At 54.0% G+C, this 26,687-nt stretch carries 22 protein-coding genes, 1 tRNA gene and 2 rRNA genes; 17 read left to right on the forward strand and 8 right to left on the reverse strand.

Features of this window, described 5'->3' with window-relative positions; genetic code table 11:
• Positions 1-47 precede the first annotated feature (47 nt).
• The 12 genes from WH298_RS13595 to WH298_RS13650 all read left to right on the forward strand — a co-directional run bounded on the left by WH298_RS13595 (position 48) and on the right by WH298_RS13650 (position 13,906).
• Positions 48-548: an OmpH family outer membrane protein gene (locus WH298_RS13595; RefSeq protein ID WP_007893920.1), complete on the forward strand. Its 501-nt coding sequence runs from the start codon at positions 48-50 to the stop codon at positions 546-548.
• Positions 549-551: 3 nt separating this feature from the next.
• Positions 552-1,577, forward strand: coding sequence for a UDP-3-O-(3-hydroxymyristoyl)glucosamine N-acyltransferase (gene lpxD / locus WH298_RS13600; RefSeq protein ID WP_007893922.1), 1,026 nt, complete (start codon positions 552-554; stop codon positions 1,575-1,577).
• Positions 1,578-1,767: 190 nt separating this feature from the next.
• Positions 1,768-2,223, forward strand: coding sequence for a 3-hydroxyacyl-ACP dehydratase FabZ (gene fabZ / locus WH298_RS13605; protein WP_007893924.1), 456 nt, complete (start codon positions 1,768-1,770; stop codon positions 2,221-2,223).
• Between the two features lie 3 nt (positions 2,224-2,226).
• Positions 2,227-3,015, forward strand: coding sequence for an acyl-ACP--UDP-N-acetylglucosamine O-acyltransferase (gene lpxA / locus WH298_RS13610; RefSeq protein ID WP_007893926.1), 789 nt, complete (start codon positions 2,227-2,229; stop codon positions 3,013-3,015).
• 3 nt (positions 3,016-3,018) lie between these two features.
• The gene (gene lpxB, locus WH298_RS13615; RefSeq protein WP_180823095.1) at positions 3,019-4,167 is read left to right on the forward strand and encodes a lipid-A-disaccharide synthase; all 1,149 of its coding nucleotides are present in this window, start codon (positions 3,019-3,021) and stop codon (positions 4,165-4,167) included.
• Positions 4,160-4,786 (forward strand): ribonuclease HII, encoded by a 627-nt coding sequence (gene rnhB, locus WH298_RS13620; RefSeq protein WP_180823096.1) that lies wholly within the window; start codon positions 4,160-4,162, stop codon positions 4,784-4,786. The genes lpxB and rnhB overlap by 8 nt, the downstream gene beginning before the upstream one ends.
• Before the next feature lie 31 nt (positions 4,787-4,817).
• Positions 4,818-8,300, forward strand: a complete 3,483-nt coding sequence (gene dnaE, locus WH298_RS13625; RefSeq protein ID WP_180823098.1) for a DNA polymerase III subunit alpha — start codon at positions 4,818-4,820, stop codon at positions 8,298-8,300.
• Positions 8,301-8,312: 12 nt separating this feature from the next.
• Positions 8,313-9,272, forward strand: coding sequence for an acetyl-CoA carboxylase carboxyl transferase subunit alpha (gene accA, locus WH298_RS13630; protein WP_049851497.1), 960 nt, complete (start codon positions 8,313-8,315; stop codon positions 9,270-9,272).
• Positions 9,273-9,611: 339 nt separating this feature from the next.
• Positions 9,612-11,762 (forward strand): lysine decarboxylase LdcC, encoded by a 2,151-nt coding sequence (locus tag WH298_RS13635; RefSeq protein ID WP_180823100.1) that lies wholly within the window; start codon positions 9,612-9,614, stop codon positions 11,760-11,762.
• Between the two features lie 75 nt (positions 11,763-11,837).
• Positions 11,838-12,227 carry a VOC family protein gene (locus WH298_RS13640; protein WP_007893941.1) on the forward strand — a complete coding sequence of 130 codons (390 nt, stop codon included), beginning with the start codon at positions 11,838-11,840 and terminating at the stop codon, positions 12,225-12,227.
• A gap of 54 nt (positions 12,228-12,281) precedes the next feature.
• Positions 12,282-13,583, forward strand: coding sequence for a tRNA lysidine(34) synthetase TilS (gene tilS / locus WH298_RS13645; RefSeq protein WP_180823102.1), 1,302 nt, complete (start codon positions 12,282-12,284; stop codon positions 13,581-13,583).
• A 14-nt stretch (positions 13,584-13,597) separates the two neighbouring features.
• On the forward strand, positions 13,598-13,906 hold the full coding sequence (locus WH298_RS13650) for a c-type cytochrome (RefSeq protein ID WP_007893944.1): 309 nt from the start codon (positions 13,598-13,600) through the stop codon (positions 13,904-13,906).
• Between the two features lie 39 nt (positions 13,907-13,945).
• Here the strand turns inward: WH298_RS13650 and rof are convergent, their stop codons facing one another.
• The gene (gene rof, locus WH298_RS13655) at positions 13,946-14,206 is read right to left on the reverse strand and encodes a Rho-binding antiterminator (protein WP_007893946.1); all 261 of its coding nucleotides are present in this window, start codon (positions 14,204-14,206) and stop codon (positions 13,946-13,948) included.
• On the reverse strand, positions 14,193-14,393 hold the full coding sequence (locus WH298_RS13660; protein WP_036622231.1) for a YaeP family protein: 201 nt from the start codon (positions 14,391-14,393) through the stop codon (positions 14,193-14,195). The genes rof and WH298_RS13660 overlap by 14 nt, the downstream gene beginning before the upstream one ends.
• Before the next feature lie 215 nt (positions 14,394-14,608).
• Between WH298_RS13660 and arfB the strand changes: the two genes are divergently transcribed.
• Positions 14,609-15,019, forward strand: a complete 411-nt coding sequence (gene arfB, locus WH298_RS13665) for an alternative ribosome rescue aminoacyl-tRNA hydrolase ArfB (protein WP_007893949.1) — start codon at positions 14,609-14,611, stop codon at positions 15,017-15,019.
• 30 nt (positions 15,020-15,049) lie between these two features.
• On the opposite strand, the gene proS is transcribed toward arfB, so the two are convergent.
• The 6 genes from proS to metN all read right to left on the reverse strand — a co-directional run bounded on the left by proS (position 15,050) and on the right by metN (position 20,622).
• A complete protein-coding gene (gene proS / locus WH298_RS13670) occupies positions 15,050-16,768 on the reverse strand; it encodes a proline--tRNA ligase (protein WP_180823104.1) in 1,719 nt (572 codons plus the stop codon).
• An 89-nt stretch (positions 16,769-16,857) separates the two neighbouring features.
• Positions 16,858-17,565, reverse strand: a complete 708-nt coding sequence (tsaA, locus tag WH298_RS13675) for a tRNA (N6-threonylcarbamoyladenosine(37)-N6)-methyltransferase TrmO (protein ID WP_180823105.1) — start codon at positions 17,563-17,565, stop codon at positions 16,858-16,860.
• Positions 17,562-17,963: an Rcs stress response system protein RcsF gene (gene rcsF, locus WH298_RS13680; RefSeq protein ID WP_007893958.1), complete on the reverse strand. Its 402-nt coding sequence runs from the start codon at positions 17,961-17,963 to the stop codon at positions 17,562-17,564. Before rcsF ends, tsaA begins: the two co-directional genes overlap by 4 nt.
• Positions 17,964-18,091: 128 nt before the next feature.
• Complete coding sequence (locus WH298_RS13685; RefSeq protein ID WP_180823107.1) at positions 18,092-18,907, reverse strand: MetQ/NlpA family lipoprotein; 816 nt, start codon at positions 18,905-18,907, stop codon at positions 18,092-18,094.
• Between the two features lie 37 nt (positions 18,908-18,944).
• Positions 18,945-19,598 (reverse strand): methionine ABC transporter permease MetI, encoded by a 654-nt coding sequence (locus WH298_RS13690; RefSeq protein ID WP_007893963.1) that lies wholly within the window; start codon positions 19,596-19,598, stop codon positions 18,945-18,947.
• The gene (metN, locus tag WH298_RS13695) at positions 19,591-20,622 is read right to left on the reverse strand and encodes a methionine ABC transporter ATP-binding protein MetN (RefSeq protein WP_007893965.1); all 1,032 of its coding nucleotides are present in this window, start codon (positions 20,620-20,622) and stop codon (positions 19,591-19,593) included. Before metN ends, WH298_RS13690 begins: the two co-directional genes overlap by 8 nt.
• Before the next feature lie 187 nt (positions 20,623-20,809).
• On the opposite strand from metN, the gene gmhB reads away from it, so the two are divergent.
• The 4 genes from gmhB to WH298_RS13715 all read left to right on the forward strand — a co-directional run bounded on the left by gmhB (position 20,810) and on the right by WH298_RS13715 (position 26,604).
• Entirely contained in the window at positions 20,810-21,370 is a 561-nt protein-coding gene (gene gmhB / locus WH298_RS13700; RefSeq protein ID WP_007893969.1) for a D-glycero-beta-D-manno-heptose 1,7-bisphosphate 7-phosphatase, read from the forward strand.
• 408 nt (positions 21,371-21,778) lie between these two features.
• Positions 21,779-23,320 (forward strand): 16S ribosomal RNA (locus WH298_RS13705).
• A gap of 88 nt (positions 23,321-23,408) precedes the next feature.
• Positions 23,409-23,483: transfer RNA gene (locus tag WH298_RS13710), tRNA-Glu, on the forward strand.
• A 214-nt stretch (positions 23,484-23,697) separates the two neighbouring features.
• Positions 23,698-26,604, forward strand: a 23S ribosomal RNA gene (locus WH298_RS13715).
• The 16S and 23S rRNA genes sit together here with 1 tRNA gene alongside, the layout of an rRNA operon.
• Positions 26,605-26,687: the final 83 nt, after the last annotated feature.

A 26,687-nucleotide genomic window follows, 5' to 3' on the forward strand; every position in this document is an offset into this window, starting at 1 on the left:
AAGATGCGGCACGCTGCAAACACACACGTTGAGGTAAGGAGTTTATAGTGAAAAAGTTGTTCTGTGCTGCTGCTCTGGGTGTTGCATTAGCTGCTTCTGCGGGTGCCCAAGCGGCTGATAAAGTTGCCGTCGTGAACCTGAGCCAGGTTTTCCAGCAGTCTCCGCAGCGTGCCGCTGTTGCTAAGCAACTGGAAGGTGAATTCCAGAGCCGCGCCTCTGACCTCCAGTCTCAGCAGCAGAAGATCCAGCAAGAAATTCAGGATCTGCAGCGTAATGCGTCGACCATGAAAGCGAGCGACCGTACCAAGAAAGAGAAGCAGATTTCTTCTGAGCGTGCTGCCTTTGAACAAAAAGCACAGGCTTTTGACAAAGACAACCAAACCCGTCAGATGCAGGAACGTAACAAGCTGCTGGCTAAAATCCAGACCGCTGTGCAGTCTGTAGCGAAAAGCGAAGGTTACGATCTGGTTCTGGACTCTCAGGCCGTGCTGTACTCTTCTTCTGATGCTAAAGACATCACTGCTGACGTTGTAAAACAGGTTAAATAATTGATGTCATCAATTCGACTGGCTGATTTAGCCCAGCAGTTGGATGCAGAATTGCACGGAGATGGCGATATCGTCATCTCCGGCATTGCTTCTATGCAATCCGCCACAACTGGCCAAATCACTTTTCTTGCAAACAGCCGCTACCGCGAGCAGCTCGCTACTATCCAGGCTTCAGCCGTGGTGCTGACGGAAGCGGATCTGGAGTGGTGTAAAACGGCCGCCCTGGTGGTGAAAAATCCTTACCTAACTTATGCCCACATGGCACAACTGCTGGACACCACGCCGCAGCCCGCGCAGAATATCGCGCCCAGCGCGGTGATCGATGCAACTGCTAAGCTGGGTAAGAATGTTTCGGTAGGCGCAAATGCGGTGATTGAGTCCGGCGTTGAGCTGGGTGATGACGTCGTTATTGGCGCAGGATGTTTTGTTGGTAAGCAGACGCGTATCGGTCGCGGCTCACGCTTGTGGGCTAACGTCACGATTTATCACGAAATCCAGATTGGTCAGGATTGTCTGATTCAGTCCGGCACGGTAATCGGTGCTGATGGTTTCGGCTATGCTAACGATCGCGGCAACTGGGTGAAAATTCCGCAGCTGGGTACCGTAGTGATTGGTGATCGGGTAGAAATTGGTGCCTGTACCACTATCGATCGCGGCGCGCTGGATAACACTCTGATCGGCAATGGTGTTATCATAGACAACCAGTGTCAGATTGCCCACAACGTGATCATTGGTGATAACACCGCAGTTGCTGGTGGTGTGATCATGGCGGGTAGTCTGAAGATTGGACGTTACTGTATGATTGGCGGCGCCAGTGTCATTAACGGCCATATGGAAATCTGTGACAAAGTGACCGTAACGGGCATGGGCATGGTAATGCGCCCCATCACAGAACCTGGGGTATACTCGTCGGGTATTCCACTGCAACCCAACAAAACCTGGCGTAAAACTGCAGCGCTGGTGATGAACATCGATGAAATAAGCAAACGCTTAAAAGCCATCGAACGTAAGGTCGGCAAAGACGACTAAACGCATCCCACGCTACTCGCTTTCATAACAAGAAGTGTACTTTCTTCCACCGTCGGTTAAGCCGAACATGGCAGCAGGTATGGTAAGAAAGCGAAACGCCCCGAACTAATTTGCGGCCTGCGGAAGATCATTTTGATCGGTGCAGGCCGTGTTATTGTTGCCATCAGATTTTTAGGACAGGAAGAGTATTTTGACTACTGAAACGCATACTCTGAAAATTGAAGAGATTTTAGAACTGCTGCCACACCGCTATCCTTTCTTGCTGGTTGATCGCGTGCTGGATTTTGAAGAGCATAAATACCTGCGCGCGGTTAAGAACGTTTCTGTTAACGAACCGTTTTTCCAGGGACATTTCCCTGGTAAGCCGATTTTCCCAGGCGTTCTGATTCTGGAAGCGATGGCGCAAGCGACCGGTATCCTGGCGTTTAAAAGCGTTGGAAAACTGGAGCCAGGCGAACTGTATTACTTCGCCGGTATCGATGAAGCCCGTTTCAAACGTCCTGTAGTACCGGGCGATCAGATGATCATGGAAGTGACATTCGAGAAAACCCGTCGTGGCCTGACGCGCTTTAAAGGCGTGGCGACCGTTGACGGCAAAATTGTCTGTGAAGCGACCATGATGTGTGCCCGTAGCCGGGAGGCATAATAAGTGATTGATTCAACCGCCAATATTCATCCCAGTTCAGTTATTGAAGAAGGTGCCATTATCGGTGCCAATGTTCATATCGGCCCGTTCTGCTTTATCGGTGCCCATGTGGAAATTGGTGAAGGTACCGTACTCAAATCACACGTGGTGGTGAACGGCCATACGCGTATCGGCAAAGATAATCAGATCTACCAGTTCGCTTCCATCGGTGAAGTTAACCAGGATCTGAAATATGCTGGCGAACCGACGCGCGTTGAAATTGGCGATCGCAACCGCATCCGCGAGAGCGTCACGATTCATCGTGGCACCACCCAGGGCGGCAATGTGACCAAAGTCGGCAGCGATAACCTGCTGATGGTTAATGCGCACATTGCCCATGACTGCGTGATCGGCAATCGCTGCATCTTTGCCAATAATGCCACGCTGGGCGGTCACGTAACCGTTGATGATTTCGCTATTATTGGCGGCATGACAGCGGTACATCAGTGGTGCACCATTGGTGCGCATGTGATGGTTGGCGGTTGTTCAGGTGTCGCGCAGGATGTGCCGCCTTACGTTATTGCACAGGGTAACCATGCAACGCCGTACGGTATTAACATCGAAGGTCTGAAGCGTCGCGGCTTTAGCAAAGAAGCGCTGCATGCCATTCGCAACGCGTACAAACTGCTGTACCGCAGCGGCAAAACGCTGGATGAAGTGAAACCAGAGATTGAAGAGCTGGCAAAGCAACACAGCGAAGTACAGCCTTTCTATGATTTCTTTGCCCGTTCAACGCGTGGATTGATTCGTTAATCCATGTCAGCGCGTCCCCTCACGATTGCCCTGGTCGCCGGAGAAACCTCCGGCGATATTCTTGGTGCAGGTCTCATCCGTGCGTTAAAAGCGCGTCATCCCAATGCACGCTTTGTTGGCGTGGCTGGCCCGCTGATGCAGGCCGAAGGCTGTGAAGCCTGGTACGAGATGGAAGAGCTGGCGGTGATGGGTATCGTCGAAGTGCTAGGCCGCTTGCGCCGCTTGCTTAAAATTCGTCACGACCTCACGCAGCGCTTTACCGAACTCAAGCCGGATGTCTTCGTTGGCATTGATGCGCCGGATTTCAACATTACGTTGGAAGGCAGCCTCAAGCGCCAAGGCATTCGCACTATTCATTACGTCAGCCCTTCGGTTTGGGCGTGGCGTCAAAAACGCGTGTTTAAAATCGGCCGTAATACCAATTTGGTGCTGGCCTTTTTGCCGTTTGAAAAAGCTTTCTACGATCGCTTCAACGTGCCGTGCCGCTTTATTGGCCATACCATGGCCGATGCGATGCCGTTACAGCCTGATAAACTGGCGGCGCGCCGCGAGTTAGGCATAGACGAAGAGGCGATTTGCCTCGGCTTATTGCCCGGCAGTCGCGGTGCAGAAGTTGAAATGCTCAGCGCCGATTTCCTGCGCGCTGCCCAACTTTTGCGTCAGCGCTATCCAACGCTGGAAATCGTGGTGCCGCTAGTCAATGCCAAACGTCGCGAACAGTTTGAGCAGATCAAAGCTGAGGTGGCGCCGGAATTGCCGATGCATTTGCTGGATGGCAAAGGCCGCCAGGCGATGCTGGCCAGTGACGCGGCTATTCTTGCGTCTGGCACCGCCGCGCTGGAGTGTATGCTGGCGAAATGCCCGATGGTAGTGGGCTATCGTATGAAGCCGTTTACCTTCTGGCTGGCCAAACGTCTGGTGAAAACGCCGTATGTTTCGCTGCCGAATCTGCTGGCTGGTCGCGAACTGGTGAAAGAGCTGCTGCAGGACGAGTGCCAGCCTGAAGCTTTAGCTGCGGCGTTAGAACCCTTGCTGCACGCCGGGCCTGAGCGCGAAGCGTTACTGAACACCTTCACCGAACTGCATCAACAGATTCGCTGGAATGCCGACGAACAAGCGGCGGATGCGGTACTGGAGATCATCAATGGCTGAATTTATCTATCCCAACGCGCAGCGGATTGCTGGCGTTGATGAAGTTGGGCGCGGCCCGCTGGTTGGCGCCGTTGTCACCGCTGCTGTGATCCTCGATCCCGACAACCCGATTGCAGGCCTGGCCGACTCAAAAAAGTTGTCAGAGAAGCGTCGTCTGGCGTTGTATGACGAGATCAAAGAGAAGGCGTTGGCCTGGAGCCTTGGCCGTGCTGAACCTGAAGAGATCGATCAGCTCAATATTTTGCACGCTACCATGCTAGCGATGCAGCGCGCGGTAGCAGGTTTACCCGTTGCGCCAGACTTCGTACTGATCGATGGCAACCGTTGCCCAGCGTTGCCGATGGCTTCGCTGGCAGTGGTGAAGGGTGATAGCCTGGTGAAAGAGATCAGTGCGGCCTCGATTATCGCTAAAGTGACGCGTGATCGGGAAATGGCCGAGCTGGATCTGCTATTCCCTGAATATGGCTTCGCGCAGCACAAAGGTTATCCGACTGCTTTGCATATGGAAAAGCTAACGCAGCACGGTGCCACACCTCACCATCGTCGCAGCTTTGCGCCGGTGCGTAACGCCCTGATCGATGCCGATGTGCGGGCTGCACATCAGCCAACTACGCTTTAATAGCCTGACGCTGTTTTAACCGGAAACTGATATGGCTGAACCTCGTTTTATACATCTGCGCGTCCATAGCGATTACTCCATGGTTGATGGTCTGGCGAAAACCGGACCTTTAGTCAAGAAGGCGGCCGCGCTTGGCATGCCAGCGATTGCCATGACCGACTACATCAACCTGTGTGGGTTGGTGCGTTTTTACGGCAGCGCGCACGGAGCGGGGATCAAGCCGATTGTGGGGGCTGACTTCCACGTTGCCAGTGAACTGATGGGTGACGAGTTGACGCAACTCACCGTGCTGGCCGCGAATAACACCGGTTATCAAAACCTGACGCTGCTGATTTCACGTGCCTATCAGCGCGGTTATGGCATCGATGGGCCAATCATCGATCGTGACTGGCTGCTGGAATTAGGCGAAGGTTTGATTCTGTTGTCGGGTGGACGCCGCGGTGATGTTGGTCGTAGCCTGCTGCGCGGCAATAGCGCCATGGTGGCGCAGTGTTTGAGCTTCTATCAGGAACACTTCCCCAATCGCTATTACCTCGAGCTCATCCGCACCGGTCGTGCTGATGAGGAAGCTTATCTGCACGCTGCGGTTGAGTTAGCGATCGCCGAAGGCGTACCGGTGGTGGCCACTAACGAAGTGTGCTTCCTGAATGAAGAAGATTTTGATGCGCATGAAATCCGCGTCGCAATTCATGACGGCTATACGCTGGATGATCCTAAGCGCCCGCGCAATTACAGTCCTCAGCAATATATGCGCAGTGAAGAGGAGATGTGCGAGCTGTTCTCGGACATCCCAGAAGCGCTGGAAAATAGCGTAGAGATTGCTAAGCGCTGTAACGTAACCGTGCGCCTCGGCGAATACTTCCTGCCACAGTTCCCCACCGGTGAGATGAGCACTGAAAACTTCCTCGTGGCGAAGTCACGTGAAGGTCTGGAAGAGCGTATGGAATTTCTCTTCCCGGATCCGGCGGAGCGCGCTGAGAAACGCGTGGAATATGATGAACGTCTGGATATTGAACTCACCGTAATCAACCAGATGGGCTTCCCCGGCTACTTCCTGATCGTGATGGAGTTTATTCAGTGGTCCAAGGATAACGGCATCCCCGTGGGTCCTGGCCGCGGCTCGGGTGCGGGCTCGCTGGTGGCGTATGCGCTGAAGATTACCGATATTGATCCGCTAGAGTTTGACCTGCTGTTCGAACGCTTCCTTAATCCAGAACGTGTGTCGATGCCCGACTTCGACGTCGACTTCTGCATGGAGAAGCGCGATCAGGTTATCGATCACGTTGCCGAGATGTACGGACGTGAAGCGGTATCGCAGATCATCACCTTCGGTACCATGGCGGCGAAAGCGGTAATCCGCGATGTGGGACGCGTGCTGGGTCATCCGTATGGTTTCGTCGATCGTATCTCCAAACTGATCCCGCCGGATCCGGGCATGACGCTGGAAAAAGCCTTCCTGGCTGAACCGCAGTTGCCGGAGATTTACGAGGCAGACGAAGAGGTTAAAGCGCTGATCGACATGGCGCGCAAGCTGGAAGGTGTCACGCGTAACGCCGGTAAACATGCCGGTGGTGTGGTGATCTCGCCAACCAAAATTACCGATTTTGCGCCGCTGTACTGCGATGAAAACGGACAGTTCCCGGTTACCCAGTTTGATAAGAATGACGTGGAATACGCCGGGCTGGTGAAGTTTGACTTCCTCGGCTTGCGTACGCTCACCATCATCGACTGGGCGCTGAAGATGATTAACCCGCGCCGTGAAAAGCAGGGTTTGCCGCCGATCGATATCGCTGCCATCCCGCTGGATGACAAGAAAAGCTTCGACATGCTGCAGCGCTCGGAAACCACCGCAGTGTTCCAGCTTGAATCGCGCGGCATGAAAGATCTGATCAAACGTCTGAAGCCTGACTGCTTCGAAGATATGATCGCTCTGGTGGCATTGTTCCGCCCGGGCCCGCTGCAATCGGGCATGGTAGATAACTTCATTGACCGTAAGCACGGCCGCGAAGAGATCTCCTATCCGGATATTCAGTGGCAGCACGAAACCCTGAAACCGGTACTGGAGCCGACCTACGGCATTATCCTGTATCAGGAACAGGTGATGCAGATCGCGCAGGTGCTGTCCGGCTATACGCTGGGTGGCGCAGATATGTTGCGTCGTGCGATGGGTAAAAAGAAACCAGAAGAGATGGCGAAGCAGCGTTCGGTATTCCAGGACGGTGCGGAGAAGATGGGCGTCGATGGCGAACTGTCGATGAAAATCTTCGATCTGGTAGAAAAGTTTGCCGGTTATGGCTTCAACAAGTCGCACTCCGCCGCTTACGCCCTGGTTTCCTATCAAACGCTGTGGCTGAAAGCGCACTATCCGGCAGAGTTTATGGCGGCGGTAATGACCGCCGATATGGATAACACCGAGAAAGTGGTTGGTCTGGTCGATGAGTGCTGGCGCATGGGCCTTAAAGTGCTGCCGCCGGACATCAACTCAGGTTTGTATCCGTTCCACGTCAATGACGAAGGCGAGATCGTTTACGGCATTGGCGCGATTAAAGGCGTGGGCGAAGGTCCGATCGAAGCGATCATTGATGCGCGTAACGAGGGCGGCTACTTCAAAGAGCTGTTCGATCTCTGTGCGCGCACTGACACCAAGAAGATCAACCGTCGCGTGATGGAAAAACTGATCATGTCGGGCGCGTTCGATCGTCTGGGTCCGCATCGTGCAGCATTGATGAGTGCGCTTGGCGATGCATTAAAAGCCGCCGATCAGCACGCTAAAGCCGAAGCCATTGGCCAGGCCGATATGTTTGGTGTGCTGGCGGAAGAGCCGGAGCAGGTGGAGAAATCCTACGCCAGCATTACGCCATGGCCGGAACAAGTTCAGTTGGATGGTGAACGTGAGACGCTTGGCCTGTATCTCACCGGCCATCCTATTAATCAGTATTTGAAAGAAATTGAGCGTTACGTTGGCGGCATGCGGCTGAAAGACATGCATCCAACAGATCGTGGTAAAGTAACCGTCGCGGCGGGGCTGGTGATTGCCGCCCGCGTGATGGTCACCAAGCGCGGCAACCGAATTGGTATTTGTACGATTGACGATCGTTCTGGTCGTCTTGAAGTGATGTTATTTACCGATGCGTTAGATAAATACCAGCAGTTGCTGGAGAAGGACCGTATCCTGATCGTCAGTGGACAGGTCAGCTTTGATGACTTTAGCGGTGGCCTTAAAATGACCGCTCGAGAAGTTATGGACATCGACGAAGCGCGGGAAAAATACGCGCGCGGACTTGCTATCTCGCTGACGGACAGGCAAATTGATGACCAGCTTTTAAACCGTCTCCGCCAGTCTCTGGAGCCTCATCGCTCCGGGACCATTCCGGTGCATCTCTACTATCAGAGAGCCGATGCGCGAGCGAAGCTACGCTTTGGTGCAGCGTGGCGAATTTCGCCCAGCGATCGTTTACTCAACGATTTGCGGTCGTTAGTAGGATCGGAGCAGGTGGAACTGGAGTTTGACTAAAACAGGAACATTATGAGTCTTAATTACCTGGATTTTGAACAGCCAATCGCAGAGCTTGAAGCGAAAATCGACTCGTTAAAATCGATTGGCCGTTCGGATGAGAAACACGATATTAATTTGGATGAGGAAGTGCAGCGCCTGCGCGAAAAAAGCGTTGAGCTGACCCGTAAAATCTTCTCCGATTTAGGCGCCTGGCAAGTGGCGCAACTTGCGCGTCATCCGCTGCGTCCTTATACACTGGACTATATCCGCAACGCGTTTGATGATTTCGACGAACTGGCTGGCGACCGCGCTTATGCCGATGATAAAGCGATTGTCGGTGGTATTGCACGTCTCGACGGCCGCCCGGTGATGATCATTGGTCATCAGAAAGGTCGCGAAACCAAAGAGAAAATCCGTCGTAACTTCGGCATGCCGGCACCGGAAGGCTATCGCAAAGCGCTGCGCCTGATGGAAATGGCGGAACGTTTCAAGATGCCGCTGATCACCTTTATCGACACGCCGGGTGCGTATCCGGGCGTTGGTGCAGAAGAGCGCGGTCAGTCTGAAGCGATCGCTCGCAACCTGCGTGAAATGTCTGGCCTGAAAATTCCGGTGATTTGTACCGTAATCGGCGAAGGCGGTTCCGGTGGGGCGTTGGCCATCGGCGTGGGCGACAAAGTGAACATGCTGCAGTACAGCACCTATTCAGTGATTTCACCGGAAGGTTGTGCGTCGATTCTGTGGAAAAGCGCCGATAAAGCGCCATTGGCCGCAGAAGCGATGGGCATCACCGCTGAACGTCTGAAAGAGCTGAAGCTGATTGATTCCATCGTTCCAGAACCGCTGGGGGGTGCACATCGTCATCCGCTGGATATCGCTGCCAGTCTTAAGCAGCAGCTGTTGGCTGATCTGGCCGATCTCGATGTGTTGAGCACCGAAGAGTTGCTTAACCGTCGCTATCAGCGCCTGATGAACTACGGCTACGCGTGATAAGCAATGCTGCATAAGAAGAAGCGGACTTCGGTCCGCTTTTTTTATGCCTGTTAATGGGTGAATTCGCATTGGTCGCCATTAATGGCGAGCCGACACACTTGCAGCAATAAAAATGTCGGAAGGGTCAGGAAAGGCCAGCCCGAAGAGCAAAGCGTCCGAGCCAGGATGGCGAGGCCGATCTGCATGGATGCAGGCCTTCTTTGCGATCGGGCTGGCCTTTCCTGGCCTCAGCCGCCAGCCGCCAGCGATGTAACTTAACAGCAGAGCATTCCAGGTTTATCCACGTCCGCTTTTCGCTATCCTTATTCAGTGCCACAACACCACAGGAGGTGAGCATTGAATATTATTGCGATCATGGGACCGCACGGCGCTTTCTATAAAGATGAGCCTATTCGCGAACTGGACGCCACACTCAAGCTGCAAGGCTTCCAGACCGTCTACCCCGATAATGCCAGCGACCTGCTGAAGTTGATTGAACACAATCCGCGCATCTGCGGGGTGATTTTTGACTGGGACGATTACAGTCTGTCGTTGTGTAGCGATATCAATCAGCTCAACGAATATCTGCCGCTGTATGCCTTCATCAACACCCATTCGCAAATGGATGTCAGCATCAACGAGATGCGCATGGCGCTGCACTTCTTTGAGTATGCCCTAAGCGCCGCCGATGACATCGCGCTGCATATTCGTCAATACACCGATGAGTACATCGACAACATCACACCGCCGCTGACCAAAGCGTTGTTCAATTATGTGAAAGAGGGCAAATACACTTTCTGCACGCCAGGGCACATGGGCGGTAGCGCCTTTCAGAAGAGCCCGGTTGGCAGCCTGTTTTACGACTTCTTCGGCTCGAACACCTTAAAGGCGGACGTTTCGATCTCGGTGACAGAACTGGGTTCGTTGCTCGATCACACCGGCCCGCACCTGGAAGCGGAAGAGTATGTCGCGCGTACCTTTGGTGCAGAGCAAAGCTACATGGTGACCAACGGCACCTCGACCTCGAACAAAATCGTCGGCATGTACGCGGCTCCCGCCGGCAGCACGGTATTGATTGACCGTAACTGCCATAAATCGCTGACCCATTTACTGATGATGAGCGACATCATTCCGATTTGGCTCAAGCCGACGCGTAATGCGCTGGGAATTCTCGGCGGTATTCCGCAGCGTGAATTTACGCGCGACAACATTCAGCAAAAGGTTAACGCCACGCCGCGCGCCAGCTGGCCGGTGCATGCAGTCATTACTAACTCGACTTACGACGGCCTGCTGTATAACACGCAGTTCATCAAGCAGACGCTGGATGTACCCTCGATCCACTTTGATTCAGCGTGGGTGCCTTACACCAACTTCCATCCGATCTACGCCGGAAAAAGCGGCATGAGTGGCGATCGTACTCCAGGCAAAGTGATCTATGAAACGCAATCAACCCACAAGCTGCTGGCGGCATTTTCACAGGCCTCGCTAATTCACATCAAAGGCGATTACGACGAGCACACCTTCAACGAAGCCTACATGATGCACACCACCACATCGCCAAGCTATGCGATCGTGTCATCGATTGAAACGGCGGCAGCGATGTTGCGCGGTAATCCGGGTAAGCGACTGATTAACCGCTCGGTCGAACGCGCGCTGCATTTCCGCCGTGAGATTCAGCGCTTGCGTGAAGAGTCCGACGGCTGGTTCTTTGATATCTGGCAGCCGGAGCAGGTTGATCAAGCTGAATGCTGGCCGATCCAGCCGGGCGAAGAGGATTGGCACGGTTTCACCCATGCCGATCGCGATCACATGTACCTCGATCCGATCAAAGTCACCATCCTGACGCCGGGCATGAGTGAACTGGGTAACATGGCGGAAGAGGGGATTCCTGCCGCGCTGGTGGCGAAGTTCCTCGATCAGCGCGGTATCGTGGTGGAGAAAACCGGGCCCTACAATCTGCTGTTCCTCTTCAGCATCGGTATCGATAAAACCAAAGCGATGAGCGTGTTGCGCGGGTTGACGGAATTTAAGCGTGCCTACGATCTCAACCTGCGGGTGAAAAACATGCTGCCGGATCTGTATGCCGAAGATCCTGACTTCTATCGCAACATGCGCATTCAGACGCTGGCGCAGGGCATTCATCAACTGATCCTGCAGCACGATTTGCCGCGCCTGATGTTGAAGGCGTTCGACGTGCTGCCGGAGATGAAGATGACGCCGCATCAGGCGTTTCAGCGCCAGGTAAAAGGCCAGGTTGAAACCGTTGATATTCGTGAGTTGGTGGGGCGCATTTCGGCCAATATGATTTTGCCGTATCCGCCGGGCGTACCGGTGGTGATGCCGGGTGAGATGATCACCGAAGAGAGCCGTTCAGTACTCGATTTTCTGCTGATGCTCTGCACCATTGGTCGCCACTATCCCGGCTTCGAAACCGATATTCACGGCGCGACGCTGACCGAAGATGGCCGCTATCTGGTGCGCGTGTTGCGTGATGAAGACGATCGCTAACTTAGGATAATCCCCCCTTTCCATCGCCGCTTTTGCCACGTAGGGTAAGCGGCTTATGTGAAAACCGGAGCCGCTATGCTGCAGATAAAACAGATCCACCACATTGCTATTATTGCCACCGATTATCAGCGCAGTAAGGCGTTTTACTGTGATGTGCTGGGTTTTGAACTTTTGGGTGAATATTACCGCGCCGAGCGCGATTCCTGGAAAGGCGATCTTGGGTTGAACGGAGTTTACACTATCGAGCTGTTCTCGTTCCCGTCGCCGCCGCCACGTGTCAGCGGACCGGAAGCCTGCGGTCTGCGCCATCTGGCGTTTTGCGTTGAGGATGTCGCGCAGTCGATAGCCGCGCTAGCGGAGAAGGGCGTGACCTGTGAACCGATTCGTATCGATGCGTTAACCGGCAAAGCCTGCACCTTCTTCCCCGATCCGGACGGTTTGCCGCTGGAGCTGTATCAGGCGTAAACTAGCGTCCGCCGCGAGCCGCAATTCGGTGGCTCGCCTGGACGGAACGCGCTCATGTCTTTATCTCATCTTGCTTCGCTGCTGACACCCGACGCTGGCTATGTGCTGGCGTTCAGCGGCGGACTTGACTCTACCGTGCTGCTGCATCAATTGGTTTGCTGGCAACGTCAGCAGCCGCAGCTGCGCGTGCGCGCGTTACATGTTCATCATGGCTTAAGCCCCAATGCTGATCGCTGGGCGCAACATTGTCAGCAGATTTGCCAGCAGTGGCAAATTCCTTGTGCGGTTCTGCAGGTGCAGGTTGATGGGCGCGATAGCGGTATTGAAGCGGCGGCCCGCGAGGCGCGCTATCAAGCGCTGTTCCAGCAGCTACAACCCGGTGAGCACTTACTCACTGCGCAGCACCTCGACGATCAGGCGGAAACGCTGCTGCTGGCATTAAAACGCGGCAGCGGACCGGCGGGTTTGGCGGCGATGCCGCTGCAGCGCAGCGTTGACGATCGTCTGCATCTGCGCCCGTTGCTCGACGTCAGCCGTCAGCAGTTGGAAAACTATGCTGCCGAGCACCAGCTCAGCTGGATTGAGGATGAAAGCAACGCCGATAGCCGCTATGACCGCAACTTCTTGCGCCAGCAGATTTTTCCGCTGCTGCAGGCGCGCTGGCCACATTTCAGTGCCGCTAGCGCACGCAGTGCAGCACTCTGTGGCGAGCAGGAACAACTGTTGGATGAGTTGCTGGCTGAACAGCTGACACAGCTTACCGATGCGCAGGGCGCACTGCATTTTCCACCGTTACTCGTCATGAGCGAAGCGCGCCGCCATGCGCTGTTGCGCCGCTGGATCGCTCAACAGGGCGGCGCGATGCCTGCGCGCGAAGCGCTCAAACGTATCACCGATGAAGTCATTAACAGTCGGGATGATGCTAAACCTTGTCTGCGCTTCGGCGCTTTTGAACTGCGACGCTATCGCCAGCAACTCTACTGGCTCAGGCCGCAGCCATCCCTGAGTCAGCACTCGCTAACCTGGCAAGACCGCAGCCAGCCACTCAATTTACCGGCTGGTGTAGGCATGCTGCAGGCTAACGGCGAGATTGCTGAGTTACGTCACCCTAATGCGGATGAAGAGATCAATATTCGCTTCAGGGCGCAAGGCTATTATCACCTGCTGGGTCGCGCGGGTGGCCGAGAGATGAAGAAGCTGTGGCAAGAGTTGGGCGTTGCGCCCTGGCAGCGTGAACGTATCCCCTTAATTTACTACAACCAGACGTTAATTTGCGCACCGGGACTGTTTATCACCCGGGAAGGCGCGGCTGGCAATGCGCAAGGCTGGCAGGCGATCTGGCTACCACAACAATAAAATGGAGAGCAATGATGAAGTATTTGATTGCCGCGCTTTTATGCGCTGCGACGCTGCCGGCGTTTGCCGACGGTGATGTCAATGCCGGCGCGCAAAAAGCGGCAAGCTGCATGGCGTGTCACGGCGCGGAGGGCAAAAGCGCGGTGCCGCTTTATCCAAATCTCGCGGGACAACATGCGCCTTATCTGCTGCATTCGCTGCAAGCCTACAAAAAAGGCGAACGCAGCGGCGGTCAGGCAGAAGTGATGAAAGCATTTGTGGCGGGATTGAGCGATCAGGATATGGAAGATTTGTCGGCGTATTACAGTTCGTTAAAGCCTTAAGCGAGGGGGGCGGGATGGGATTCCCGCCCGAGAGAGGGTTTACTCTTCGCTAACGACGACGGTGCCCAGCTCCGGATGCGTGAAGCTGGCGATGTGGTCGAGCCGCACTTCGCGGGTCTCGCCGGAGAGATCGACGGCAAGGTACTCGACGTTTTTACGTGAGACCATGTCCACGGCTTTCGCCTTGAGCTGATCGCCGTTTTTTAACTCTAACGACAGCGTCCAGTTTTTTTGGCAGGCGAGTTCGAGGTTGTCGTAGTCATCGCAGTTGATGGGTTTGTAGGCTTCATTCGTCAACATAGTCGCTCACCAATAAGTTTGCAGCGGCATACGCTGCTTGTTCCCTGAGAGAAGAGTTTAGCGCAGAATCAGCGGCAATATCGTTGAGAGCCTTCAACGCACAACCTATGGCGTCTGGCACATACCCAAGGTCGCCGCTACCAATTTCGGCATACTTCTGGCGAACTAACTCACAATACTTTTGCACATACACCTCCTCAGCAGAGCTTGATACTCTGGATGATAGGCGACTATATCACAGGAAATTCATGGAAATCAGCCCGGTCGTCACGGGTTTGATGCATGGAAAAGGGCAAAAGTGACATTTCGCGCTGGTCTCATGCACTCAGCGTGCGCACAAAAGGTTAAGTTGATGAACAGGTTATTACGCGACACAACGTCGAACCAAACGGCAGGTGACAGATGATTGTACTGTCTCGTTCGGTTTCACTGGCCGATAATGAAGTAGAGCTTAGTGCCATCCGTGCGCAAGGTGCGGGCGGCCAACACGTGAATAAAACCTCTACGGCCATTCACCTGCGGTTTGATATCAACGCATCGTCGCTGCCGCCGTTTTATAAAGAGCGACTGCTGGCGGCGAGCCATCATTTGATCACTGCGGAAGGTGTGGTGATCATCAAAGCACAGGAGCACCGTAGCCAGGAAATGAATCGTGAAGCGGCCGTGCAGCGGTTGATCAATCTGATTCAGGAGTTAACCACGGTGGAAAAAGTCCGGCGCGCGACGAAACCGACGCACGGTTCTAAAGTGAGGCGGCTGGAAGGCAAAACACGGCGCAGTAACGTAAAAGCGATGCGCGGGAAAGTGCAATAAAAAACGCCTCCAGTCGGAGGCGTTTCAGTGTTACTTGTTGAGGGCTTTCGCCAGGAAGTCGACGATGTCGTGCTGCTTGATCATCTGCTTCTCGCTGGCGGTACGCGCCTTGTACTCAATCTCTTGGTTATCGAGATTACGATCGCCAATCACGATGGTGTGCGGCACGCCAATCAGCTCCATATCCGCGAACATCACGCCTGGACGCTCTTTGCGATCGTCCAGAATTACGTCGATGCCTTTAGCACGCAGCGTGTTGTACAGCTCTTCTGCCAGCTGTTGTACACGGAAAGATTTGTGCATGTTCATTGGCAAAATGGCGACTTCGAACGGCGCCAGCGCCGCAGGCCAGATGATGCCGCGCTCATCGTTGTTCTGCTCAATCGCTGCCGCCACCACGCGCGTGATACCGATGCCGTAGCAACCCATAGTCATCACCTGGTTACGGCCATCTTCGCCCTGTACCGCCGCTTTCATCGCTTCGGAGTACTTGGTACCCAGCTGGAAGATGTGGCCAACTTCAATACCGCGTTTAATCTGCAGCGTGCCTTTACCGTCCGGGCTTGGATCACCTTCGACCACGTTACGGATATCTTCCACGCGCGGTTCTGGCAGATCGCGTCCCCAGTTGATGCCGCTCAAATGCTTACCATCGATGTTCGCGCCCGCACAGAAGTCGCTGGTTTTCGCCACGGTACGATCGGCGATCACTGGCAGAGTCAAACCAACCGGACCGAGTGAACCTGGGCCTGCGCCTAACAATGCGCGAATCTCTTCTTCGCTTGCCATCTCCAGCGGTTCAGCCACGATATCCAGCTTTTCGGCTTTGATTTCGTTCAGCTGATGATCGCCGCGCAGCAGCAGGGCAACCAGCGTGTGGCCGCTCTGTTCGGTGGCTTTGACGAACAGCGTCTTGACGGTTTTCTCGATCGGCAACTGATGTTGTTCAACCAATTCAGCAATGGTTTTCGCGTTCGGCGTATCGAACTGCGTCATCGCCTGTGTGGCCTGTGGACGTTCACCAGCCGGCGCTAAGGCTTCAGCTTTCTCAATGTTGGCCGCGTAATCCGATTCGCTGGAGAAGATCACGTCATCTTCACCGCTCAGCGCCAATACCTGGAACTCGTGTGAGGCGCTGCCACCGATAGAACCGGTATCAGCCTGTACGGCACGGAAATCCAGACCCATGCGGCTGAAGCTTTGGCTGTAGGCGCGGTACATCGCGTCGTAAGTTTCCTGCAGCGACTCCTGCGTGGTATGGAACGAGTAAGCATCTTTCATGATGAACTCGCGTGAACGCATCACACCAAAACGCGGGCGTACTTCATCGCGGAATTTGGTTTGGATCTGATACAGGTTGAGCGGCAGCTGCTTGTAAGAGCTCAGCTCGTTGCGGATCAAATCGGTCACCACTTCTTCGTGGGTTGGACCCAACACGAATGGACGCTCATGACGATCTTTAATGCGCAGCAGTTCCGGGCCGTACTGCTCCCAACGGCCACTCTCTTCCCACAAATCGGCAGGCTGAACCACCGGCATGGAGATCTCAATCGCGCCGGCGTTGTTCATCTCTTCACGCACGATGTTTTCTACTTTTCGCAGCACGCGAATACCGGTCGGCAACCAGGTATAGAGACCCGAAGCCAGTTTGCGGATCATGCCGGCGCGCAGCATCAGCTGGTGGCTGATCACTTCTGCATCGGAAGGTGTCTCCTTCAGAGTGGAGAGCAGATATTGAGTAGTACGCATTGATTACGATTCCAGTTATACGGAAGGAAACTGACAAAATTTTTCTGGCGGCTAGTGTACCAGCGAGATCAATCACTCAAAAGCGAGTTTTAGCGTGGATCGAGGGCGATCACTTCGGTTCCCGCGTCATCAATGCGCCAGCGCACATTAAAGTCGAGGAGCCACGCGGCATATTCGCGATCCTGCGTCTCACCTTTACGATAGGCTGGGCGCGGATCCTGCGCCAGCACGTCGGTGATAAACCGCGCCAGCTGGGGATAGGTTTTCTGCTGCTGTTGAAGCTGGCTCTGCGCCAGTGGCGAAAAGCGTACCGGCATAGTGGCATCCGGAGCGGCCTGCGCAAAGCCGGCACGCGCATCCGGTAACGCCTCGGCAAACGGCAGATAGGGTTTGATATCCACCACCGGCGTACCATCGACTAAATCAAGGCTGCCAAGCTGCAAGATCACCTGCTGCTTCTCGCAGCGAATACCTTTTAACTCAACCAGCGACATGCCGATGGGATTGGGACGGAAGGTCGACCGTGTGGCGAACACTCCCATACGCGCATTGCCACCGAGGCGCGGTGGACGCACCGTTGGACGCCAGCCACCCTCCATCGTTTGGTGAAAGACGAACAGTACCCACAGATGGCTAAAGTCTTCGATACCGCGTACCGCTTCCGGCTGATTGTAGGGCGGCAACAGATGCAACTCGCCGCCACCATCCTGCACCAGACCGGGCTGGCGCGGGACGGCAAACTTCTCTTTCCACGGTGAGCGAATCACGCCGATTTGCGCGAAGGCAAACTCACTCATTGATTGGAGACTTTCAGGGCGGAGCCCTGGCAAATGGCCTGGCGATAACATCCCGGCGTGCTGGTGACAATTTCGCACTTATGCAGCAATACCGCATTGGCTTTCATGCCGGCCGCTCTGATCTGCAAGCGTTTACGCGCGGTGTTGATATTCGGCGGTGAATCCTGGCTGCTGCTTTGGCAATCTTCAGCGGAGACTTCGCCTAAATCGCGGAACGGATTGCTGACCAAATCGGTCGCATCGGTGTAAATCTTCACCGGCGCAGGACGTGGTGTCGGTTTGCGTTCTGGCTCGCTGGATGCCTGCTGCGGACGAGAAGGAGCACTGCTTATCGGGTGATATTCACGCACGCACCCGGTTAGCATCAATGCCAACAAGCAGAGCGGTAAAAAACGCATGGCAACATCCTCAAGTAATAAAAAGTGGCGTTATTGAAACAAGGACGACAATAAATAACAAGTCAGGTGCAATTTATGGCAAAAGAAAGGGCGGCCGAAGCCGCCCTGCATGGCATGAAAGGTAAAAATTACCAGCCTTTCACTGCACCGCCGTTGAAGATCTTGTTGGCCGCTTCAGACACTTCGTCTGATTGGTAGGCTTGAACAAATTTCTTCACGTTCTCAGCGTCTTTGTTATCTTCACGGCTAACGATCAGGTTCACATACGGTGAATCTTTGTCTTCCACGAAGATGCCATCTTTCGCTGGCGTCAGGCCAATCTGGCTAGCGTAAGTGGTGTTGATCACCGCCAACGCGATTTGCTGATCGTCCAGGGAACGTGGCAGTTGCGGCGCTTCCAGCTCAACAATCTTCAGGTTTTTCGGGTTCCCGACGATATCCAGCGAGGTAGGCAGCAGACCCACGCCGTCTTTCAATTTGATCAGGCCCACTTTCTGCAGCAGCAGCAATGAACGACCCAGGTTAGTGGGATCGTTCGGGATAGCGACCTGTGCACCGTTCTGCAGTTCATCCAGGGATTTGATTTTCTTCGAGTAGCCCGCGATTGGGTAAACGAAGGTGTTCGCTACGATAGCCAGCTTGTAACCACGATCTTTAATTTGCTGATCGAGATACGGCTTGTGCTGGAAGGCGTTAATGTCGATATCACCTTTGCTCAACGCTTCGTTAGGCAGCACGTAATCGTTAAAGGTGACCAGCTCAACATCGAGGCCATATTTTTCTTTGGCAACTTTCACCGCAGTTTCAGCAACCTGCTGCTCAGCACCCACGATCACACCCACTTTAATGTGGTTTGGATCTTTTGCTTTTTGATCGCATCCTGCCAGCGCAATTGCGCCAATCAGAGCACCCACAGCGGCAATCTTTTTAAATGTAAAAGACATATCCCTTCCTTAATAGAGGACTATTGATGTTGCTTGCTTACTTATGGGACACAGCACGCACGATGCGGTCGCCACAGAATTGGATTAAATACACCAGAACAACCAGCAGGATCAGCACGGTATTCATCACGGTGGCGTTATAGCCGATGTAACCATACTGGTAGCCAATCTGGCCCAAACCGCCCGCGCCAACTGCTCCGCCCATGGCAGAGTAGCCGACCAGCGTAATCAGAGTAATTGTAGCGGCATTCACCAGACCCGGCAGGGCTTCTGGCAGCAGGACTTTACGCACAATCTGCAGCGGCGTGGCGCCCATGGCGCGGGAGGCCTCGATCAAACCGGTTGGCAGCTCGAGCAGTGCGTTCTCAACCATACGTGCAATAAATGGCGCGGCCCCAACAGTCAGCGGCACGATGGCGGCTTGCAAACCAATGGACGTGCCGACGATGGCGCGAGTGAAGGGAATCATCCACACCAATAAGATAATGAATGGAATCGAACGGAAGATATTCACCAGCGCTGACAGCACGCGATAGAGCGCATTGTTAGCCAGAATCTGACCCGGGCGCGTAACATACAGCAGCACGCCGACCGGCAGACCGAGGACAAAACCAAAGAAACCGGAGACAAAGGTCATCATCAGCGTTTCCCAGACGCCACGCGTCAGTAACCACATCATCGCTTCAGACATAACCTAGCACCTCTACTTTCACATGATTTTCTTTCAGCCAGGCAATTGCGGCTTGGGTATCTGTTTCACTGCCATCCATTTCGGCTAACATGATGCCGAACTTCACGCCGCCGGCGTAATCCATCTGCGCGCTAATAATATTGTTATTCACGTTAAAGCGACGTGCCGCCTCAGACAGCAGCGGAGCATCGACTGACTTACCGGTGAACTCCAGACGCAGCAGGGGCACGCTTTCGGCGGAGGCCTGTGGCGCCATGCGCTGCTGATAGTCGTCCGGGATATCCAGATGCAGCGTGGATTGGATGAACTGCTGCGCCAGCGGTGTTTTTGGATGGGAGAACACTTCGCTTACGCTGTCTTTCTCGATCAGCTCCCCATTGCTGATGACCGCAACCTGATCGCAGATGCGTTTCACCACATCCATTTCGTGGGTGATCAATAGAATGGTAATACCGAGACGGCGGTTGATGTCTTTCAGCAACTCCAGAATGGAACGCGTTGTGGCCGGATCCAGCGCGCTGGTGGCTTCATCACACAGCAGCACTTTCGGATTACTTGCCAGCGCGCGCGCAATCGCTACACGCTGCTTTTGTCCGCCAGAGAGATTCGCCGGCCAGCTATCATGCTTGTCGGATAAACCCACCAATTCAAGTAACTCGGTGACGCGCTTTTTAATCTGCTCGCGAGAGAGGTTGCCTAATTCCAGTGGCAGCGCCACGTTGCCGGACACCGTGCGCGAGTTCATCAAGTTAAAGTGCTGGAAGATCATGCCAATCTGGCGGCGTGCCAGTGTCAATTGGCCTGAAGAGAGGGTGGTCAACTCCTGGCCATCAACCAGCACGCGACCGGATGTTGGGCGTTCGAGCAGATTGACGCAGCGAATCAATGTACTTTTACCGGCACCGGATGAACCGATGACGCCATAAATCTGTCCAGCAGGCACATGCAGGCTGACGTTCGACAGTGCCTGAATGCTGCGTGAACCTTGCTGGAACACTTTGGTGATATTTTCGAGTTTAATCATTAGGTTATTTATTATCGTGTTGCATGGTCCGTGGTGTATCGGGCTTCGCTCAGCAGTGCTGCGCGAAATTTGAATGGATGTTAAGGCATCCAGACGGCTAAATCAATCGAAGTCATTCAATCTGCCATTCTCTCGCTATACGCAATCATGCGATACTTAGCGACACATTTTCAGCAGGAGTTTCTACGTGGCGAACAAAGTCCCGGCTATTTTTCTGGATCGTGATGGCACCTTGAATGTCGATCACGGCTATGTTCATGAAATCGATAATTTCGAATTTATTGATGGCACCATCGAAGCGCTACAGGCGCTGAAGAAGATGGGCTATGCGCTGGTGCTGGTGACCAATCAGTCGGGCATTGCGCGGGGGATGTTTACCGAAGATCAGTTTATGCAGCTCACTGAATGGATGGACTGGTCACTGGCCGATCGGGATGTTGATCTGGATGGCATCTATTTCTGCCCACATTTACCCGATGCAACAGTAGAAGAATATCGCCAGCAGTGTGATTGCCGTAAGCCGCAGCCAGGCATGTTGCTTTCGGCGCAGCAGCATCTGGATATCGATATGGCTTCTTCTTATATGGTAGGTGACAAAATAGAAGATATGCAGGCGGCACAAGCGGCAGGTGTTGGTACAAAAGTGTTGGTACGTAGCGGTAAGCCGGTAACGGCAGAGGGTGAAGCCGCGGCGGATTGGGTAATTAATAGTCTGGCAGAACTACCTTCACGCATTAAAAAGGCCTAAAAACGGTCGTTTTGTGCAAATTTCAATCGAACGGTAAAAAAGTTGAAATTTGCACTTGTCACCTCCGAATAACTCCCTATAATGCGCCACCACTGAGACGGCAAAGCGGCAACGCAGGCGGCTCAGCAGGGAGTGAAGAAATTCATCCCGCCGGATGAAAGCGCTGAAAAAAGTGTTTGACTCTGAAGGAGGAAAGCGTAATATACGCCACCTCGCGACAGGCGGTTAACCCGCTGCTCGCAACGCTCTTTAACAATTTATCAGACAATCTGTGTGGGCACTCGCAGGATTGATATCAGCGTCTCCGGACGCAAAAAAATATCAAGTCTCACGAGTGAACACATAATGAAATTCATTATGACGTTTTACAGATGAGCATCGCTGCACTTGTTGCAGCAAATCAAACTTAAATTGAAGAGTTTGATCATGGCTCAGATTGAACGCTGGCGGCAGGCCTAACACATGCAAGTCGGACGGTAGCACAGAGGAGCTTGCTCCTTGGGTGACGAGTGGCGGACGGGTGAGTAATGTCTGGGAAACTGCCCGATGGAGGGGGATAACTACTGGAAACGGTAGCTAATACCGCATAACGTCGCAAGACCAAAGTGGGGGACCTTCGGGCCTCACACCATCGGATGTGCCCAGATGGGATTAGCTAGTAGGTGGGGTAATGGCTCACCTAGGCGACGATCCCTAGCTGGTCTGAGAGGATGACCAGCCACACTGGAACTGAGACACGGTCCAGACTCCTAAGGGAGGCAGCAGTGGGGAATATTGCAGAATGGGCGCAAGCCTGATGCAGCCATGCCGCGTGTATGAAGAAGGCCTTCGGGTTGTAAAGTACTTTCAGCGGGGAGGAAGGCGGTGAGGTTAATAACCTCACCGATTGACGTTACCCGCAGAAGAAGCACCGGCTAACTCCGGGCCAGCTGGCGCGGTAATACGGAGGGTGCAAGCGTTAATCGGAATTACTGAGCGTAAAGCGCACGCAGGCGGTCTGTCAAGTCGGATGTGAAATCCCCGGGCTTAACCTGGGAACTGCATTCGAAACTGGCAGGCTAGAGTCTCGTAGAGGGGGGTAGAATTCCAGGTGTAGCGGTGAAATGCGTAGAGATCTGGAGGAATACCGGTGGCGAAGGCGGCCCCCTGGACGAAGACTGACGCTCAGGTGCGAAAGCGTGGGGAGCAAACAGGATTAGATACCCTGGTAGTCCACGCCGTAAACGATGTCGACTTGGAGGTTGTTCCCTTGAGGAGTGGCTTCCGGAGCTAACGCGTTAAGTCGACCGCCTGGGGAGTACGGCCGCAAGGTTAAAACTCAAATGAATTGACGGGGGCCCGCACAAGCGGTGGAGCATGTGGTTTAATTCGATGCAACGCGAAGAACCTTACCTACTCTTGACATCCACGGAACTTGGCAGAGATGCCCTGGTGCCTTCGGGAACCGTGAGACAGGTGCTGCATGGCTGTCGTCAGCTCGTGTTGTGAAATGTTGGGTTAAGTCCCGCAACGAGCGCAACCCTTATCCTTTGTTGCCAGCGGTCCGGCCGGGAACTCAAAGGAGACTGCCAGTGATAAACTGGAGGAAGGTGGGGATGACGTCAAGTCATCATGGCCCTTACGAGTAGGGCTACACACGTGCTACAATGGCGCATACAAAGAGAAGCGACCTCGCGAGAGCAAGCGGACCTCATAAAGTGCGTCGTAGTCCGGATCGGAGTCTGCAACTCGACTCCGTGAAGTCGGAATCGCTAGTAATCGTAGATCAGAATGCTACGGTGAATACGTTCCCGGGCCTTGTACACACCGCCCGTCACACCATGGGAGTGGGTTGCAAAAGAAGTAGGTAGCTTAACCTTCGGGAGGGCGCTTACCACTTTGTGATTCATGACTGGGGTGAAGTCGTAACAAGGTAACCGTAGGGGAACCTGCGGTTGGATCACCTCCTTACCTGAAGATACCTTCCCGCGAAGTGCTCACACAGATTGTCTGATAGAAAGTAATGAGCAAGACGGCTGCGAAGTCGTGACACTATCGTGTCCCCTTCGTCTAGCGGTTAGGACTCCGCCCTTTCACGGCGGCAACAGGGGTTCGAATCCCCTAGGGGACGCCACTTGCTTGGTGACAGGTGAAAGGTGTCTCCACGACGTATCTCAAAACTGACGTAACCGTCATGTTTGAGATACTGCTCTTTAACAATCCGGAACAAGCTGAAAATTGAAACGACGTGTTGTTTTCATTCTCCGTAATAGGAATGAAATCACGATGCGTTCGAGTCTCTCAAATGCTTACAGTCCCGAGCGTTGCAAAACGCCTGTGGGTTGTGAGGTTAAGCGACTAAGCGTACACGGTGGATGCCCTGGCAGTCAGAGGCGATGAAGGACGTGCTAATCTGCGTAAAGCGTCGGTAAGGTGATATGAACCGCTACAGCCGACGATGTCCGAATGGGGAAACCCGGTGCACTCAGTGCATCATCGCAACATGAATACATAGTGTTGCGAGGCGAACCTGGGGAACTGAAACATCTAAGTACCCAGAGGAAAAGAAATCAACCGAGATTCCCCCAGTAGCGGCGAGCGAACGGGGAACAGCCCAGAACCTGAATCAGTTTGTGCGTTAGTGGAAGCGTCTGGAAAGTCGCACGATACCGGGTGATAGTCCCGTACACGAAAGTGCACAGATTGTGAGTTCGAAGAGTAGGGCGGGACACGTGGTATCCTGTCTGAATATGGGGGGACCATCCTCCAAGGCTAAATACTCCTGACTGACCGATAGTGAACCAGTACCGTGAGGGAAAGGCGAAAAGAACCCCGGCGAGGGGAGTGAAACAGAACCTGAAACCGTGTACGTACAAGCAGTGGGAGCCTCATTTATGGGGTGACTGCGTACCTTTTGTATAATGGGTCAGCGACTTATATTCTGTAGCAAGGTTAACCGTATAGGGGAGCCGCAGGGAAACCGAGTCTTAACTGGGCGTTAAGTTGCAGGGTATAGACCCGAAACCCGGTGATCTAGCCATGGGCAGGTTGAAGGTTGGGTAACACTAACTGGAGGACCGAACCGACTAATGTTGAAAAATTAGCGGATGACTTGTGGCTGGGGGTGAAAGGCCAATCAAACCGGGAGATAGCTGGTTCTCCCCGAAAGCTATTTAGGTAGCGCCTCGTGAACTCATCTCCGGGGGTAGAGCACTGTTTCGGCTAGGGGGCCATCCCGGCTTACCAACCCGATGCAAACTGCGAATACCGGAGAATGTTATCACGGGAGACACACGGCGGGTGCTAACGTCCGTCGTGAAGAGGGAAACAACCCAGACCGCCAGCTAAGGTCCCAAAGTCATGGTTAAGTGGGAAACGATGTGGGAAGGCACAGACAGCCAGGATGTTGGCTTAGAAGCAGCCATCATTTAAAGAAAGCGTAATAGCTCACTGGTCGAGTCGGCCTGCGCGGAAGATGTAACGGGGCTAAACCATGCACCGAAGCTGCGGCAGCGACGCGTATGCGTTGTTGGGTAGGGGAGCGTTCTGTAAGCCGTCGAAGGTGTGCTGTGAGGCATGCTGGAGGTATCAGAAGTGCGAATGCTGACATAAGTAACGATAAAGCGGGTGAAAAGCCCGCTCGCCGGAAGACCAAGGGTTCCTGTTCAACGTTAATCGGAGCAGGGTGAGTCGACCCCTAAGGCGAGGCTGAAAAGCGTAGTCGATGGGAAGCAGGTTAATATTCCTGCACTTGGTGTTACTGCGAAGGGGGGACGGAGAAGGCTAGGTTATCCGGGCGACGGTTGTCCCGGTTTAAGCGTGTAGGCTGACACCTTTGGTAAATCCGGGGTGTCTTAAGGCTGAGGCGTGACGACGAGCCACCACGGTGGTGAAGTAACTGATGCCCTGCTTCCAGGAAAAGCCTCTAAGCTCCAGGTAACACGAAATCGTACCCCAAACCGACACAGGTGGTCAGGTAGAGAATACCAAGGCGCTTGAGAGAACTCGGGTGAAGGAACTAGGCAAAATGGTGCCGTAACTTCGGGAGAAGGCACGCTGGCGCGTAGGTAGAGGGACTTGCTCCCCGAGCCGAAGCCAGTCGAAGATACCAGCTGGCTGCAACTGTTTATTAAAAACACAGCACTGTGCAAACACGAAAGTGGACGTATACGGTGTGACGCCTGCCCGGTGCCGGAAGGTTAATTGATGGGGTTATCCGCAAGGAGAAGCTCTTGATCGAAGCCCCGGTAAACGGCGGCCGTAACTATAACGGTCCTAAGGTAGCGAAATTCCTTGTCGGGTAAGTTCCGACCTGCACGAATGGCGTAATGATGGCCAGGCTGTCTCCACCCGAGACTCAGTGAAATTGAAATCGCTGTGAAGATGCAGTGTACCCGCGGCAAGACGGAAAGACCCCGTGAACCTTTACTATAGCTTGACACTGAACATTGAGCCTTGATGTGTAGGATAGGTGGGAGGCTTTGAAGCGTGGACGCCAGTCTGCGTGGAGCCAACCTTGAAATACCACCCTTTAATGTTTGATGTTCTAACGTAGGCCCGTAATCCGGGCTGCGGACAGTGTCTGGTGGGTAGTTTGACTGGGGCGGTCTCCTCCCAAAGAGTAACGGAGGAGCACGAAGGTTGGCTAATCCTGGTCGGACATCAGGAGGTTAGTGCAATGGCATAAGCCAGCTTGACTGCGAGAGTGACGGCTCGAGCAGGTGCGAAAGCAGGTCATAGTGATCCGGTGGTTCTGAATGGAAGGGCCATCGCTCAACGGATAAAAGGTACTCCGGGGATAACAGGCTGATACCGCCCAAGAGTTCATATCGACGGCGGTGTTTGGCACCTCGATGTCGGCTCATCACATCCTGGGGCTGAAGTAGGTCCCAAGGGTACGGCTGTTCGCCGTTTAAAGTGGTACGCGAGCTGGGTTTAGAACGTCGTGAGACAGTTCGGTCCCTATCTGCCGTGGGCGCTGGAGAATTGAGGGGGGTTGCTCCTAGTACGAGAGGACCGGAGTGAACGCACCACTGGTGTTCGGGTTGTCATGCCAATGGCACTGCCCGGTAGCTAAGTGCGGAAAAGATAAGTGCTGAAAGCATCTAAGCACGAAACTTGCCCCGAGATGAGTTCTCCCTGACCCCTTGAGGGTCCTGAAGGGACGTTGAAGACTACGACGTTGATAGGCCGGGTGTGTAAGCGCAGCGATGCGTTGAGCTAACCGGTACTAATGACCCGTGAGGCTTAACCTTACAACGCCAGAGGCGTTTTGGTCTGAGAGACCGGATTTTCAGCTTGTTCACGGACTGGTTTGCGGCGCCTGTGAGGGCTTCGC

Source organism: Pantoea nemavictus, from assembly GCF_037479095.1.
GTDB classification, from domain to species: Bacteria; Pseudomonadota; Gammaproteobacteria; order Enterobacterales; family Enterobacteriaceae; genus Pantoea; species Pantoea nemavictus.

Excerpts from the sequence above, each read along its gene's own strand:
- lpxD (WP_007893922.1), top strand. The coding sequence starts at position 552 with ATGTCATCAATTCGACTGGCTGATTTAGCCCAGCAGTTGGATGCAGAA.
- lpxB (WP_180823095.1), top strand. The coding sequence starts at position 3,019 with ATGTCAGCGCGTCCCCTCACGATTGCCCTGGTCGCCGGAGAAACCTCC.
- rnhB (WP_180823096.1), top strand. The coding sequence starts at position 4,160 with ATGGCTGAATTTATCTATCCCAACGCGCAGCGGATTGCTGGCGTTGAT.
- dnaE (WP_180823098.1), top strand. The coding sequence starts at position 4,818 with ATGGCTGAACCTCGTTTTATACATCTGCGCGTCCATAGCGATTACTCC.
- accA (WP_049851497.1), top strand. The coding sequence starts at position 8,313 with ATGAGTCTTAATTACCTGGATTTTGAACAGCCAATCGCAGAGCTTGAA.
- WH298_RS13640 (WP_007893941.1), top strand. The coding sequence starts at position 11,838 with ATGCTGCAGATAAAACAGATCCACCACATTGCTATTATTGCCACCGAT.
- tilS (WP_180823102.1), top strand. The coding sequence starts at position 12,282 with ATGTCTTTATCTCATCTTGCTTCGCTGCTGACACCCGACGCTGGCTAT.
- WH298_RS13650 (WP_007893944.1), top strand. The coding sequence starts at position 13,598 with ATGAAGTATTTGATTGCCGCGCTTTTATGCGCTGCGACGCTGCCGGCG.
- rof (WP_007893946.1), bottom strand. The coding sequence starts at position 14,206 with ATGTTGACGAATGAAGCCTACAAACCCATCAACTGCGATGACTACGAC.
- arfB (WP_007893949.1), top strand. The coding sequence starts at position 14,609 with ATGATTGTACTGTCTCGTTCGGTTTCACTGGCCGATAATGAAGTAGAG.
- proS (WP_180823104.1), bottom strand. The coding sequence starts at position 16,768 with ATGCGTACTACTCAATATCTGCTCTCCACTCTGAAGGAGACACCTTCC.
- tsaA (WP_180823105.1), bottom strand. The coding sequence starts at position 17,565 with ATGAGTGAGTTTGCCTTCGCGCAAATCGGCGTGATTCGCTCACCGTGG.
- rcsF (WP_007893958.1), bottom strand. The coding sequence starts at position 17,963 with ATGCGTTTTTTACCGCTCTGCTTGTTGGCATTGATGCTAACCGGGTGC.
- WH298_RS13685 (WP_180823107.1), bottom strand. The coding sequence starts at position 18,907 with ATGTCTTTTACATTTAAAAAGATTGCCGCTGTGGGTGCTCTGATTGGC.
- WH298_RS13690 (WP_007893963.1), bottom strand. The coding sequence starts at position 19,598 with ATGTCTGAAGCGATGATGTGGTTACTGACGCGTGGCGTCTGGGAAACG.
- metN (WP_007893965.1), bottom strand. The coding sequence starts at position 20,622 with ATGATTAAACTCGAAAATATCACCAAAGTGTTCCAGCAAGGTTCACGC.